The 12896-nt window shown below is 70.3% G+C and carries 16 protein-coding genes and 1 tRNA gene; 8 read left to right on the top strand and 9 right to left on the bottom strand.

From position 1 onward, the window contains the following. Together Q0116_RS06510 and Q0116_RS06505 are read left to right on the top strand one after the other, a co-directional pair. A partial coding sequence (locus Q0116_RS06510) for a hypothetical protein (protein ID WP_297886529.1) occupies positions 1–221 on the top strand: 221 nt, incomplete at its 5' end. A 126-nt stretch (positions 222–347) separates the two neighbouring features. Continuing rightward, positions 348–539, top strand: a complete 192-nt coding sequence (locus Q0116_RS06505; RefSeq protein WP_297886528.1) for a hypothetical protein — start codon at positions 348–350, stop codon at positions 537–539. Here the strand turns inward: Q0116_RS06505 and Q0116_RS06500 are convergent. Beyond that, positions 520–1164 carry an SWIM zinc finger family protein gene (locus Q0116_RS06500; protein ID WP_297886527.1) on the bottom strand — a complete coding sequence of 215 codons (645 nt, stop codon included), beginning with the start codon at positions 1162–1164 and terminating at the stop codon, positions 520–522. The genes Q0116_RS06505 and Q0116_RS06500 overlap by 20 nt on opposite strands. Before the next feature lie 172 nt (positions 1165–1336). Between Q0116_RS06500 and Q0116_RS06495 the strand changes: the two genes are divergently transcribed. After that, positions 1337–1552 carry a hypothetical protein gene (locus Q0116_RS06495; RefSeq protein WP_297886526.1) on the top strand — a complete coding sequence of 72 codons (216 nt, stop codon included), beginning with the start codon at positions 1337–1339 and terminating at the stop codon, positions 1550–1552. Positions 1553–1615: 63 nt separating this feature from the next. On the opposite strand, the gene Q0116_RS06490 is transcribed toward Q0116_RS06495, so the two are convergent. The 5 genes from Q0116_RS06490 to Q0116_RS06470 all read right to left on the bottom strand — a co-directional run bounded on the left by Q0116_RS06490 (position 1616) and on the right by Q0116_RS06470 (position 6021). Beyond that, a complete protein-coding gene (locus tag Q0116_RS06490) occupies positions 1616–2767 on the bottom strand; it encodes a DNA primase (RefSeq protein ID WP_297886525.1) in 1152 nt (383 codons plus the stop codon). A 90-nt stretch (positions 2768–2857) separates the two neighbouring features. Next, positions 2858–3508: an HVO_2922 family protein gene (locus Q0116_RS06485; protein ID WP_297886524.1), complete on the bottom strand. Its 651-nt coding sequence runs from the start codon at positions 3506–3508 to the stop codon at positions 2858–2860. Positions 3509–3577: 69 nt separating this feature from the next. Continuing rightward, positions 3578–4258: a protein sorting system archaetidylserine decarboxylase gene (locus tag Q0116_RS06480; protein WP_297886523.1), complete on the bottom strand. Its 681-nt coding sequence runs from the start codon at positions 4256–4258 to the stop codon at positions 3578–3580. Continuing rightward, complete coding sequence (locus Q0116_RS06475) at positions 4255–5304, bottom strand: AAA family ATPase (RefSeq protein WP_297886522.1); 1050 nt, start codon at positions 5302–5304, stop codon at positions 4255–4257. The genes Q0116_RS06480 and Q0116_RS06475 overlap by 4 nt, the downstream gene beginning before the upstream one ends. A 60-nt stretch (positions 5305–5364) precedes the next feature. Then, on the bottom strand, positions 5365–6021 hold the full coding sequence (locus Q0116_RS06470; protein WP_297886521.1) for a DUF4013 domain-containing protein: 657 nt from the start codon (positions 6019–6021) through the stop codon (positions 5365–5367). Positions 6022–6193: 172 nt separating this feature from the next. Between Q0116_RS06470 and Q0116_RS06465 the strand changes: the two genes are divergently transcribed. The 4 genes from Q0116_RS06465 (at position 6194) to ugpC (ending at position 10691) form a co-directional block, all read left to right on the top strand. Further along, the gene (locus Q0116_RS06465) at positions 6194–7489 is read left to right on the top strand and encodes an ABC transporter substrate-binding protein (protein ID WP_297886520.1); all 1296 of its coding nucleotides are present in this window, start codon (positions 6194–6196) and stop codon (positions 7487–7489) included. 53 nt (positions 7490–7542) lie between these two features. Continuing rightward, on the top strand, positions 7543–8529 hold the full coding sequence (locus Q0116_RS06460) for a carbohydrate ABC transporter permease (protein WP_007995967.1): 987 nt from the start codon (positions 7543–7545) through the stop codon (positions 8527–8529). Then, the gene (locus tag Q0116_RS06455) at positions 8526–9470 is read left to right on the top strand and encodes a carbohydrate ABC transporter permease (RefSeq protein ID WP_297886519.1); all 945 of its coding nucleotides are present in this window, start codon (positions 8526–8528) and stop codon (positions 9468–9470) included. The genes Q0116_RS06460 and Q0116_RS06455 overlap by 4 nt, the downstream gene beginning before the upstream one ends. A gap of 102 nt (positions 9471–9572) precedes the next feature. Further along, positions 9573–10691 carry an ABC transporter ATP-binding protein gene (gene ugpC / locus Q0116_RS06450; protein ID WP_007995964.1) on the top strand — a complete coding sequence of 373 codons (1119 nt, stop codon included), beginning with the start codon at positions 9573–9575 and terminating at the stop codon, positions 10689–10691. Positions 10692–10739: 48 nt separating this feature from the next. Here the strand turns inward: ugpC and Q0116_RS06445 are convergent, their stop codons facing one another. Both Q0116_RS06445 and Q0116_RS06440 read right to left on the bottom strand, forming a co-directional pair. Further along, complete coding sequence (locus Q0116_RS06445; protein ID WP_297886518.1) at positions 10740–11153, bottom strand: SHOCT domain-containing protein; 414 nt, start codon at positions 11151–11153, stop codon at positions 10740–10742. Positions 11154–11219: 66 nt separating this feature from the next. Next, on the bottom strand, positions 11220–11699 hold the full coding sequence (locus Q0116_RS06440) for a DUF192 domain-containing protein (protein WP_297886517.1): 480 nt from the start codon (positions 11697–11699) through the stop codon (positions 11220–11222). Positions 11700–11760: 61 nt separating this feature from the next. On the opposite strand from Q0116_RS06440, the gene Q0116_RS06435 reads away from it, so the two are divergent. Next, a tRNA-Val gene (locus Q0116_RS06435) sits at positions 11761–11834 on the top strand. A 175-nt stretch (positions 11835–12009) separates the two neighbouring features. Here the strand turns inward: Q0116_RS06435 and Q0116_RS06430 are convergent. After that, complete coding sequence (locus Q0116_RS06430; protein WP_297886516.1) at positions 12010–12825, bottom strand: ABC transporter permease subunit; 816 nt, start codon at positions 12823–12825, stop codon at positions 12010–12012. Positions 12826–12896: the final 71 nt, after the last annotated feature.

Genomic DNA, 12896 nt, shown 5'->3' with positions numbered 1-12896 from the left:
TCGCCGCGCTGGAGGACGTCGACATCGAGGAGGCCATCGAGACGGCCGCCGCGGCCCCGGCCGCCGGCGCGTCCGCCGGTGGCGCCGCCGACGCCGACGCGTCCGCCGACGAGGCGGACGACGACGACGAGGAGGAGGAGGCCGAGGCCGCCGACGAGGCGGACGACGACGACGAGGAAGACGGCGACGGCGGCGAGGGCCTCGGCGAGCTCTTCGGCTAACGCCGGACCGCCCGCGCCCCCGACCCCGTCGACCGACGCTCGATCGCGAATTTTTTCTCGGACCCGCTATCCGAAGTGATAACGCCGTCCGCGAGTTTATGTGTCAATCGCGGGAACCGAGGACCGATGAAGATCGTCGACGGCGACAAGGCGGAGTGCGATCGCTGCGAGTCGGTGTTCCCGCTCGAGGACGTCTCGCTGCTCGAGAAGGAGACCAACCGCGACTACGAGCGGGTGCTGTGCGAGGAGTGCGTCGGGGTCGTGGGCGTCCCGCAGGGGTACACGCTCCGCCGGGACGTCACCTTCCTCGCGCGGTGAGCCGCGAGGCGGGGAAACCGTAGGCGTCGGCGTCCGCGGGGGGCCGGTCCGGCCGGAGCGACTCGACGTAGACGGCCTCGACGACGGGCTCGTGCGCGCCGTACGCCTCGTTGGCGTCGTACGCGGCGACGAGGCGACCCTCGTCGGTCCGGTAATCGTCGGCCCGATCGGTCGTGACCGCCGTCACGATCAGGTCCTTCCCGGTCTCGCGGTCGCCGACGACGTCGCCCGGCGCGAACGCGTGGCGGTCGCAGAGGTGCGACTCGCCGCCGTCGACCGGAACGAACGTCTCCCGCCCGCAGACCGCACAGGCGCCGACGCGCTCGCCGGGGGCCGGGACCGCGCCCGCGGTCACCGACATCGCGACGCGGCGGAGGTGCTTGCACCGGGCCCCGCGGATCGCGTGGTCGGGGCAGGTACAGTCGCCGGCGTCGAGGTCGACGACGTACGTGCCGCCGTCGGTCTCGACGACGTACCGGCCGTCGGGGAGCCGGCGGACGGTCATGGGCTCGGTCGCGGCGCGCTCGGCGCGGGGGTCGAGGCCGGCGAGACGCGACGTCGGCGGGGGGTCGCGGCGGGGCGATTCGGCGGCCGGTGACGCGGCCGTGTTTCGGGTGTGCGTCATGGGACGACCGCGAGGCGGGGGCCTCGCTTCGCCCCGAAGTAGGCGGCCGAGACTGGTAAACGCACCGCCGACCCGTCCGAAACCGGGCGTCTCGCCGCTCGCGAGCGCCCGAATCCGGGGCGGTGCCGCCTTCATCGAAGTCCTTTTTTAGTGGCGACGGAAAATCGCAGGCATGGAAATCGACGCGGAACTCCGTCGGCAGATCACCGTCTCGCTGGCGGCCGCCGCGGTGTTCGTCGTCGGGTTGATCGGGATCGGCGTCACCTTCGGCGGGTCGACGGTCCTCCCGCAGGCCGGGGCGATCGCCCTCATCGCACTGCTCGCCGGGTTCGTCCTGTTGATGGGCGGCGTCGGAATGTTCCTGATGCGGGCGGGCGACGAGTCGTAGTCGACGCCCGTCGCGGTTTCCCTTCGCTCCTCCCGCCGCAGTTTTCGCTTCGTCTCGCTGCGGTCAGGCCTCTCCCGTCTCGTCTCCCTCTCGTCCGTCCCGCCAGTCCGTCACCTCGTCGGCGGCCGCCACCTGCTTCTCGTAGTACGAGAGCGGGTCGGCCGCGACCTGCATGTGGTCGTCCTCGTTGTGGCAGATCCCGTAGTTCGCGAGCGTCTCGCAGGTCGGCGGCGGGTACTGGGTGCCCCGGTCGTCGGTCAGGAACTCGGTCTGGTAGCGGATCCCCTCGGCGTCGAGGCTCGTGTCGGCGCAGAACGCCACCACCTCGTCGGGCGTCATCCCGATGCCGACGAGGAACGCCATCAGCGCGAACGACTCGGCGGCGGAGAGCGTCACGTCGCGCTCGGCCTTCTCGATCAGGTTGGTCATACAGGGCGGGAACAGCGCGGGGGCGACGACGTCCGGCGGCTCGGTGTACGTCCGCTCGGAGAGCAGCCGCCGGAGGTCGGCCACGCGCGGTTCGAGCGCCTCGGCGAGCGACTCCCCGAGGTCCTCGAAGGGGAGCCCCTCGGCGACCCGCGCCTCGACGGCGGCCTCCAGCGCCGCGAGCAGCTCCTCGCGGGAGACGCGCACCGCGCCGTCGGCGAGCGCGCGGTTGACGAGCCGCCACGAGTCCCCCCACTCGGGCGAGGTGAGCCGGAGGTACGGGCCGACGTCGATCCGGTAGCCGTCGGGGTCGCGGCCGGTCCCGCCCGCGCCGGCGACGCCCCGAGCGCCCGCCGGCGCGGTCGCGTCGGGACGCACGGCGTCGGCGAGGTCGAACTCGGCGAGCAGGTCGTCGAGCGCGACCGTCGCCGACGACACCGACCGCAGCTCGTCGTCGGCCTCGAGGTCGCGGCGGACCCGCTCCATGGCGGTCGCGGCCTCCGCCGCGGCGTACTTCTCGATGGCGGGGTCGGAGTCGAGCAGCGAGACGAGGATCCGCGCGATGGGGTACGAGAGCAGCTCCGCCTGTACGTCGTACGCGGACTCGCCGGGGAACGCGCCGCTCTCGGCGGCGACCGTCCCTTCGAGGAGCGCGCGCTCGACGCGCTCGCGGGCGCGCTCGACGGCGGGGGCGTCGGCCGCGACGAGGTCGGGCAGCGACACCCCGGCCGACGCGACCGCCTCGCGGGCGCTCGCGAAGAACGGGTACTTGGCGTCGAGCGCGTCCATGTCGGCCGGACGTAGTGAAGGCCGGCGAATAAGCGGTGCGGTCCGCGGTCAATCGAGCGGGTCGCGGACGAGTCGCGACGCGGCCGCGAGCTACTCCTCGGGTTCCTCGACGGCTGCGCCCGGCGCGTTGGACTTGACGCTGCGGAGCCCCTGTTTCGCCTTCTGTTTGGAGGCGTACCCCTGCCCGCCGTCGGCGATCACGTTGCCGTTGTCGTGGCGGAGCCGCCAGCGGTACTCGTCCGCCTTGTCGCGGAACAGCTCGAACGTCGCGTCGCTGCCCCCCTCCTCGGGCGCCTCCTCGTCGCGCGAGACGTCGACGACGTGCGCGCCCGGCGCGTTCCGCTGGACGCTCTCGATCCCCGAGCTGGCGTCGCGCTTGTCCGCGTATCCCTCGCTGCCGTCGGCGATGATGTTGCCGTTGTCGTGGCGAAGCCGCCAGCGGTACTCGTCCGCGCTGTCGGCGTACAGCTCGAACGTCGCCTTGCTCGCGGCCGCCTCGACGTCGACCTCGGCCTCCTCGTCGGGCCACTCCATCTCGACCTCGAAGTGGACCGTCCCGTCGGCGCGTTCGAGTTCGACCTCGACGTCGCCGGTCCCGGCCGCGTCGACGGTCACCGTCCCCTCGTCGTCGACCGGTACCGGCTCGCCGCGTCCCAGCGCGCGGGCGATCCGCCGGAGGTAGGTCGCCAGCCCCTGTCGGCTCCGCGACTGCGTCGACTCGTGGATGGTCTTCTCTGACATACAGGGATCCGTCACCACCGCGAAACAAAAGCGTATGCCCGAACCGCGGGCGCGCCGGCGAGTCCGGCGCTAGGCCTCGGCCGCCGACGCTTCCGGGGCGTCCGACTCTTGCGAGGCGGTCGACCGCTCCGCGACGATCGTCTCGCCGGCGCGGACGCTGTCGCCCTCGGTGACGAGCAGCTCCTCGCGGGTCACGTCCGCGGGCAACACCACGTCCGCGCGCGAGCCGAACGAGACGTGGCCGACGCGGTCGCCGCGCTCGACCCGGTCGCCCGCCTCGACCGACGGGTGGATCCGGCGGGCGAACCAGCCGGCGATGACGAGCAGTTCGTAGTCGCCGAAGTCGATCGCGACCTGCTCGTTGCGGTCCGACTCCTTGTCGAACGCGGGGCGGTTCGCGCCGGGGCGGTGGCGGACCTCGCGGACCTCCCCCGCGATCGGCGCGCGGTTGACGTGGACGTCGGTGACGTTCATGAACACGCCGACGCGGAGCCGCGACCCCTCCTCGCGCACGGCGGAGACGGTGCCGTCGGCCGGGGAGACGACCGTCCCCTCGACGTCGGGCGGCTCGCGCTCCGGGTCGCGGTGGAACCAGAGGATCCCGACGGCGAGCGCGACGAGCGCGACGCCGACCGGCGGCAGGAGGGGCAGCGCGACGGCCCCCGCGAGCGCCGGGACGAGCGCGAGGTCCCAGGCGGCGTCGACCACCGGGAACGGGAGGAGCCGCGAGAGCGGCGGCGCGCGGCTCACGGGGCCACCTCCGCGTCGCGCAGCGCGGGCGAGAGCTCGGTCCGCCCCGCCGCCCACGCCGCGAGCAGGTGGACGAGGTGGGTCGCGTCGTCGAGCCCGTCCGAGAGGTCGAGGTCGGCCTCGCCCGCGAGCGCGTGAAGCCGCGCGAGGTCGTCGCCGCCGTACTCGGATCCGGCGCGGGCGACGCGGAGCGTCTCGCGGAGCAGCTCCCCCCCGTCGTACCCCTCGTCGAGGAGGTCGTCGAGCGTCGAGCGCGCGCCCTTCAGGTCGCCGTCGCGGGCGGCGGCGAGCGCCTCGCGGAGCGCGTCGTCGTCGCCCACGTCGCCGAGCGTCTCGTAGGCGGTCGACATGGTGATCGCGTCGCCCTCCACGGCGGTCGCCTGCGCCGAGAGGATCGCCTCGCGGAGGTCGCCGCCGGCCGCGCTGGCGACGAACTCCAAGCCGTCGTCGTCGTACTCGACGCCCTCGCGGTCGCAGATCGTCTCGAGGACGTCGATCGTCTCGTCCGTCGTCGGGGAGCGCACGCGGACCGGGAAGCAGCGCGACCGGATCGGAGCGATGAGCTTCGAGGGCTGGCGGGTCGCGATCACGAACTGCGTGGTCCGGTGGTGCTTCTCCATCACGCGGCGCAGCGCCTGCTGGAAGTCCTCGCGGATCGCCTCCGCGTTGTCTAACAGGACCGTCTTGTACTCGCCGGACATCGGCGCGTACGACGCGGACTCCTTCAGCACGCGGTTTATCATGTCCCGCTTCGCCATCCGGCTCCGGCCCTCGAGGAACCCCTCGAACCGCGGGTCGGTGCGGATCTCCTTTTTCGTCCGGCCGAAGAAGTCGGCGACGTTGATCTCGATCAGGTCGGCGTCCGGGTCGGCGTGCGACGCGTCGGCGAGCGCCCGCGCCGCCGCCGTCTTCCCGACCCCCGGCGGCCCCTGAACGACGAGGTTCATCGGCTCGTCGACGGCCCGGCGCAGGCGGTCGCGGGCCTCGTCCTGCCGGATCTCGTCGAGATCGGGCGCGTGCGTGTCTATCCACAGCGGTCCCTGCATTACCGACGAATCGGGGCCGCGCGCTCAAGAATCGGTCGGTCGCGGCGGCCGCCCGACCCCTTACCGTCGCCGCGCGCGCTCGACGGCGCGGCCCCAGAGGTACGCGGCCACGAGGAGGCCGTAGGCGAGGACGAACGTCCCGAACAGCGGCCCGGCGCGCGAGACGGTGAACAGCGCGCCGGCGAGGCCGACGGTGACGACGAGCGCGGTGAAGCCGAGCGTCCACCCGAAGAAGTAGGCAGCGTGCCCGGCGACCGGGCGGAGGGCGTCGAGGGAGAACGCCCGGCGGAGCGATCCCTCGCGCCCGTACGCGGTCAACGCGATCGGAGCGAGGTACGTGCCGAGGATCCCGAGGAAGAGGACGGCCGTCGAGCCGGCGAGGATGCGACCGACCGGCGCGTTCGCCCCGGGCTCCAGCGAGACGACGCCGTAGAGCGTCACGAGGAGGGCGGCGAACGGGACGCCGAGGTACGCCAGCGAGACGACCGCTCCCCCGACCGACCGCCGGGCGAGCGTCCGCGGCTCGGCGAGGAACGGCGGGATCGACTCGCCGCGCTCGGTGGCGGCCAACACGCGGACGAGGTACCCGACGACCGGCACCGCCGGGAGCACGGGGACGACGACCGACAGCGCGAGCAGCAGCCAGACCGCCAGCAGTGGTCGCTCCGCGGCGTCGCCGGCGATCGGGTACGTGACGGCGGCGGTCGAGGGGCGCATGGGTACGCTCACCGCCCCGACCGTAGTATGCTCGTCGGTCCGTCGCCGATCAGGCGGAAATCCAGATACGGCGGTACGACCCCGCGGCGGCCAGAGAAGCGTACTTGCGAAATTGTTCTAAAAGAATGAGTAAGTATATATGCCAAAGATCCATTGTACATCGTGAAGTACCATGACAGACCAAGACAAGCGGTTGTCGCGGCGACACTTCGTCGGAGCGACGGGGGCAGCGACGCTCGCAGGACTCGCTGGCTGTTCCGGCGGCGGTGACGGCGGCGACGGGAGCGACGGCGGCGGAAACACGCTGGAGGTCCTCCACGCGTGGACCGGCGGCGACGGCGCCCGCGCGGCCGAGGCGCTCGTCACCGCGTTCGACGAGGAGTACCCCGACGTCGACCACGAGTTCAACCCGATCGGTGGCGGCGGCAACCAGAACCTCGACGCGGTCGTCGCGAACCGGCTCCAGAACGGCGACCCGCCGAGTTCGTTCGCCAACTGGCCCGGCCCGAACCTCCAGCGCTACGACGGCGTGCTGGGCGAGGCCGGCAGCGTCTGGGAGTCCGAAGGCTTCGAGGACGTGATGGTTCAGGAGGCGGTCGACCTCCACCAGTACGACGGCGCGTACCGGGGCGTCCCGCTCGGGTCGCACCGGCTGAACTGCCTGTTCTACAACACCTCGGTCGTCGAGGACGCGGGGGTCGACCCCGACTCGCTGACGAGCGTCTCGGCGCTGATCGACGCGCTGGAGACCGTCCAGAGCGAGACGGACGCGATCCCGATGACCCACGGCGCGAGCGGGACCTGGACGACGACCCAGCTGTTCTCCTCGACCATGCTCGGTCAGGAGGGGTACGACGCGTACATGAGCTTCCTCGACGGGAGCCCCGACGAGGCCGCCGTCCGAGCGACCTTCGAGTCGCTGGCGGAGATCCTCGGCAACTACATCAACGAGGACGCCTCCTCGATCGGACTCACGGAGTCCAACCAGAACATCATCGAGGGCAACGCGGCGTTCATCCACCAGGGTAACTGGGCGGCCGGCGCCTACCGGAACGCCGAGGACTTCGCGTACGACGAGGACTGGGGCTTCAAGACGTACCCCGGCTCGGAGGGCATGTACATGCTCCACTTCGACTCGTTCCTCTACCCCTCGGACAACCCGAGCCCGGAGGCGACGGAGACGTTCCTCTCGTTCGTCGGGAGCAAGAAGGCACAGGTCGCGTTCAACCAGTATAAGGGTTCGATCCCGACGCGGACGGACGTCGACATGAGCGAGTTCGGCCCGTACCTCCAGGAGACGCAGCAGGACTTCGCCGATGCCGACCAGCGGCCGCCGAACCTCCAGCACGGGCTGGGCGTCCCCTCGGAGACCATGACGGCCCTGAACGACGTCATCTCCAGCGAATTCTCCGGACCGTACAACGTCGACGCCGCCACGGAAGGCTTCGTCGACGCGGTCTCTAACTGACTCCGGTCCACGATGCGACCGGATTTTAGCGGTTTCGGCGCACGAAGAACCATATGACACGAAATACTGACACCGGCGACGACAGTGGCGACGCGGTCACGGACGGCGGCGTCGCCGAGGAGGGGCAACGCTCCGGCTTCAGCCCGGTCGCCGCGCTGAACGAGCGGTTCGGCAGCGACTTCGTGGAGTCGTCGCAGTTCTGGCTCCCGCCGTTCCTGCTGGTTGGCCTGTTCGTCTACGGGGCGATCATCTGGAACCTCCTCATCTCGCTGACGGACTTCACCGGGTTCGGGACGCCCGACTACAGCGACCTGGACTTCCAGATGTACAGTCGGGCGTTGGCCGACAGCGGATTCGTCGACGCCGCGATCAACACCTTCATCCTGCTCGTCGGGTTCACGCTGGTGACGCTGGCGCTCGGGCTCGGGTTGGCGATCCTGATCGACCGCAACATCCGGTTCGAGAACACGTTCCGGACGATCTACCTGCTGCCGATGAGCCTCTCGTTCGTCGTCACCGCCCAGTTCTGGGCGTGGATGTTCAACTTCAACAACGGGGTCATCAACATCGTGATCACGTCGCTCGGCCTCGGCCGAGTCGACTGGATCGGCAACCCGGACATCGTCCTCTGGGCGGTGATGTTCGCGCTGATGTGGCAGTTCGCCGGGTACGCGATGGTCGTGTTCCTCGCGGGCCTGCGGGCGATCCCGAACGAACACTACGAGGCGGCGAAGGTCGACGGGGCCTCCACGGTCAGGATGTACTGGCGCGTGATCATCCCCCAGCTGAAGGGGTCGACGATCAGCGCCTCGGTCGTCCTGATGGTGTTCGCGCTGAAGGCGTTCGACTTCCTCTACTCGCTCGTCGGCGGGTACCGACCGCCGAACGGGGCCGACATCCTCGCGACGAAGATGGTCCGCGAGGCGTACGCGAACCTGAACTGGGCGTACGCGTCCGCGGTCGCCATCACCCTGTTCGTGATGACGCTCGGCATCGTCGGTCCGTACCTCTACTACCAGTACAACCGAGGGAACCTATGAGCAACGACGCACGAACCGACGGCGGCACGGTAACGGAAGCGGACCCCGGAGCGTCCGCTGGACTACTCTCGGGCCTCGACGCGTACCGGGTCCTCCTGTACCTCGGGCTGCTCGGGATGTTGACGTTCTTCCTGATCCCGATCGAGTCGGGGCTCGTCACCTCGTTCAAGACGCCCAGCGGCGTGAGCGGGTCCCTTCCCTTCGCGCCGCCCACGGGCGGTACGTTCACCTTCGAGAAGTGGCGGGCGGCGTTCGACGCGCTCGGCCGGGGACTCATCAACAGCGCGCTGTACGCGATCCCGGCGACCGTCATCTCGGCGCTCCTCGGGAGTTTCACCGCCTACGGGCTCACCCAGTCGAATTGGAAGCAGAAGTACAAGGCGCCGGTCCTCGCGCTGTTGGTCGCCGGGGTATTCATTCCCTATCAGGCCGTTCTCGTGCCGCTCTCGCAGTTCTGGTCGATGATCCCGCTCCAGGAGTGGTTAGGGTTCCTGTGGGCGCTCGGGATCAACAACGACTACGCCAGCGTCATCGAACTGATCATCACGCACGTGGCGTACGGCCTGCCGATCTGTACCGTCCTGTTCAGGTCGTACTACAAGAACATGAGCGAGGAGATGATCGAGGCGGCGCGGCTGGACGGCGCGTCCATCCGCCGGATCTACCGCCGGATCGTGCTCCCGCTCTCGGGACCGATGTTCGCGGTGGTCCTGATCTATCAGTTCACGCAGATCTGGAACGACCTCCTGTTCACCCTCGTGCTGGTCCAGACGGAGTCCAGCGCGGCCGCGCCGATCGTGTTGATCCTCGCGGGACTGGGAACGTCGCTCGAAGGCCAAGACTTCGCGCTCCGCATGGCGGGCGCGTTCATCGCCGCCCTCCCGACGCTCGCGGTGTACATCGCGTTCGGCGAGGAGTTCGCCGAGGGGGTGGCGACGTGACCGCCATCGCTCGCCAGCAGCAATCTATGACTCGACAGCACTCACGCAGCCGACCGGAGGTATCGCTCTCGAACGACCGCGCGACGCCGCGGGGGCGATAGCATGGGGACGCTCGAACTCGACGGCGTGACGAAGGTGTTCCCCGACGGCGACGGCGAGGTCGTCGCCGTCGACGACGTCGACATCGAGATGCGCGACGGCGAGTTCCTCGTCGTCGTCGGCCCCTCGGGCTGCGGGAAGTCGACGACGCTCCGGATGGTCGCGGGGTTGGAGACGATCTCCAGCGGGGAGATCCGCCTCGCGGGCCAGCGGGTCAACGACGTGAAGCCGCAACACCGGGACATCGCGATGGTGTTCCAGTCGTACGCGCTGTACCCACACATGACCGTGGAAGGGAACATGGCGTTCGGCCTAGAGGAGTCGACGGAGCTCTCCGACGAGGAGATCGAGACGCGCGTCGCCGACGCCGCGGAGACGATGGGCATCGCCGAGCTGTTGGACCGCAAGCCCGCCGACCTCTCCGGCGGCCAGCGACAGCGGGTGGCGCTCGGGCGGGCGATCGTCCGCGACCCCGAGGTGTTCCTCATGGACGAGCCGCTCAGCAACCTCGACGCCAAGCTCCGGTCGGAGATGCGGACGGAGCTCCAGCGCCTCCAGGACGAGCTCGACGTCACGACGATGTACGTGACGCACGACCAGACCGAGGCGATGACGATGGGCGACCGGATCGCGATCCTCAACGCCGGCGAGCTCCAGCAGGTCGCGACGCCGCTGGAGTGTTACCACGAGCCGGCGAACCGCTTCGTCGCCGGCTTCATCGGCGACCCGTCGATGAACTTCTTCCCCGTCGAGCGGGACGACGAGACGCTCGTCGCCGACGTGTTCGACTACCCGCTCTCGGCGCCGACGCTCGACGACGTGGGCGCGGTGACGGACCTCACCCTCGGCGTCCGCCCGGAGGACATCGCGCTGGCCGGCGACTCGTCCGGCGAGCACACCTTCTCGACGGTCGTCGAGGTCGTCGAGCCGATGGGCGACGAGAACACCGTCTACCTCCGGTTCGCGGACGCGCCGGAGGGCGAGACGTTCATCGCTACCGTCGGCGGCCTCCAGCAGGTGTCGGCCGGCGACGAGATCACCGTCGAGATCCCCGAAGAGACGATCCACCTCTTCGACGGGGTCTCCGGAGAGGCGGTCCACAACCGCGAGATCGACGAGTAACGCGCCGGAAGCGCGTTTCGATCGGGCGAGCGGAGCGACGACTCGTTTTCACTCTCGCAGTCGCTCGACCTCGCGGCGGACCCCCTCGCGGACCCTGTCCGCGACGTCTCCTGCGGGGTCGTCGACCGTCTCCGCGTCCTCCGTCTCCAGCAGGCGGTCCAGCTTGCGTTCGAACTCCCGCTCGTCGATGTCGCCGTTCGCGTAGCGCTCGCGGAGGGCGTCGAGCGCGGGGTCACCGGTCGCGTGTTCGTCCTCGTCGGCGTCGTCTTCGGGGACGGGCTTGGTGAGGACGTGGAGGACGGGGAGCGCGATGAAGAGGCCGAAGAACCACACGAGCGGGAGCCACCACCAGACGCCGGTGAGGAGGGGCGCGGCGACGCCGGCGCCGACGACGCAGAGGGCGAACACCCGCCGCCAGCGGTGGCGGAGGTTCCACGCGACCCGGCGAGCGAGTCCGGTCATGGTCGGGGCGACGCCGGCGACGCTGAAAGCGGTTTCGTCGCCCGGCGCGGCGACCGCGCGGCGGCGTCAGTCGCGGTCGATCACGAGCCGGTCCCCGGGCTCGACCCCGTGGCGCTCGCTCCAACCGCGGGGCACTTCGAGGACGTACTTCCCGGTCCCCTCGTAGCGGGTGAGCGAGCCAGACTCCGGCGCGGCCTCGTGGACCGTCGTGACGGTCCCGTCGGCGTCGAGGAAGACGATGTCGATGGGGAACGCCATATCGCGCATCACGTAGGCGCGTTCCGCGGCGTCGCCGTGGACGAACAGCATCCCCTCGCCCGCGTCGAGGTCGTCGGTCGCGGAGAGCCCGACGTACTGCTTCAGGAAGCTGTCGGCGACGCGGACCTCGACCGTCGCGAGCGACGCGCCGGTGTCGCCGTCGACGGCCTCGACCGTGGCGGTGTCGTAGCCGGTGATCAGGAGCGCGGGGTTCGTCGCGGCGACGGCGACGGCGGCGAGGAGGACGAGCGCGAGCGCGGCCGCGACCCCGACGAGACGGCGGTTCACGGTCGATCGTCGCGCCGGAGAAAGAAACCGTTTTCCGCTCCCGGCGGGTTCAGACGGGTGAGGGCTCGTGGTCTAGCTGGTTATGACGCGGCCTTTACAAGGCTGAGATCGGCGGTTCGAACCCGCCCGAGCCCACTGTCGGCGCCGCGAACATATTGTGAGCGGCGCCGCTGTGACTGTTTGAGGGCGGTCGAACCCTGAAAGACGCAGCGTCAAGCGGAGCGAGACGACCGTCTTTTTTCGGTTCGAACCCGCCCGAGCCCACTACCTGCGGCGAGCAACTCCGCGAGCCGCAGGTGCGGAGCGGCGCTCAGAGGTCGTCGGTGTCGAACTTCAGCAGGCCGGCGAGCGGCGGCGCGAGCGTCCAGAACACCAGCATCGCGGCCGCGGAGAGCTGCTGGTTCGCGCTGTCGCCGGTGAACAGCTGCTCGCCGAGGAACGCGTTCGACAGCGCCTCGACGGCGGTCGTGGGGTTCGAGACGCGGAGGAACACTCGGACCTGCGTCGACGACACCGGAAGGGCGTCGACGACGGGTCCGGCGGCTCCGACCAGGCGACCGGTGATCGCCCCCCACAGCAGGACGAAGAGGACGTATATCGCGACGCCGCCGATGAGCGCGCGGCGCTGGGTCGACGACGCCGCCGAGCAGCCCACGGCGATGGCGACGAACACGACGCCGAGGGCGGCCGCGAAGACGGTGTAGCCGAGGAACGCGCCGGCGTTGAACGCGACGGGCGCGGCGATCAACACGAGCGCGGGCAGCAGGAAGCCGGCGAACACCGCGAGCGCGAGCGCCGCGCCGCGGCCGACGACCTTGCCGAAGACGACGTCGGCGCGCGAGTGCGGCAGCGACAGGAGGAGCTTCAGCGACCCGGACTCGCGCTCGCCGCTCACCGCGTTGTAGCCGACGACGACGCCGACCAGCGGGACGAGCGTCGTGACGAGGAAGCGGCCGACGAAGACGCTCAACAGCACTTCCGTGGCGAACTGCTCGCTCTGGCCGGTGGGCCGGACCGCGTAGGCGAACGCGGCGACGAGCAGCGAAAACAGCGCCACCAAGGCGATCATCCCGCGCGACTGGACCGTCTCCTGGAAGTCTTTTCGGGCGATCGCGGCGATACTCATCGGTCCACCTCCTCGGCGGCCGGGTCGTCGTCCCCCGGACCGGCGTCGGTCGGGTCAACGTCGGTCGGGTC

Source organism: uncultured Halorubrum sp., from assembly GCF_937146585.1.
In the GTDB taxonomy this organism is placed as follows: domain Archaea; phylum Halobacteriota; class Halobacteria; order Halobacteriales; family Haloferacaceae; genus Halorubrum; species Halorubrum miltondacostae.
This window is presented reverse-complemented; position numbering and strand designations above follow the sequence as displayed.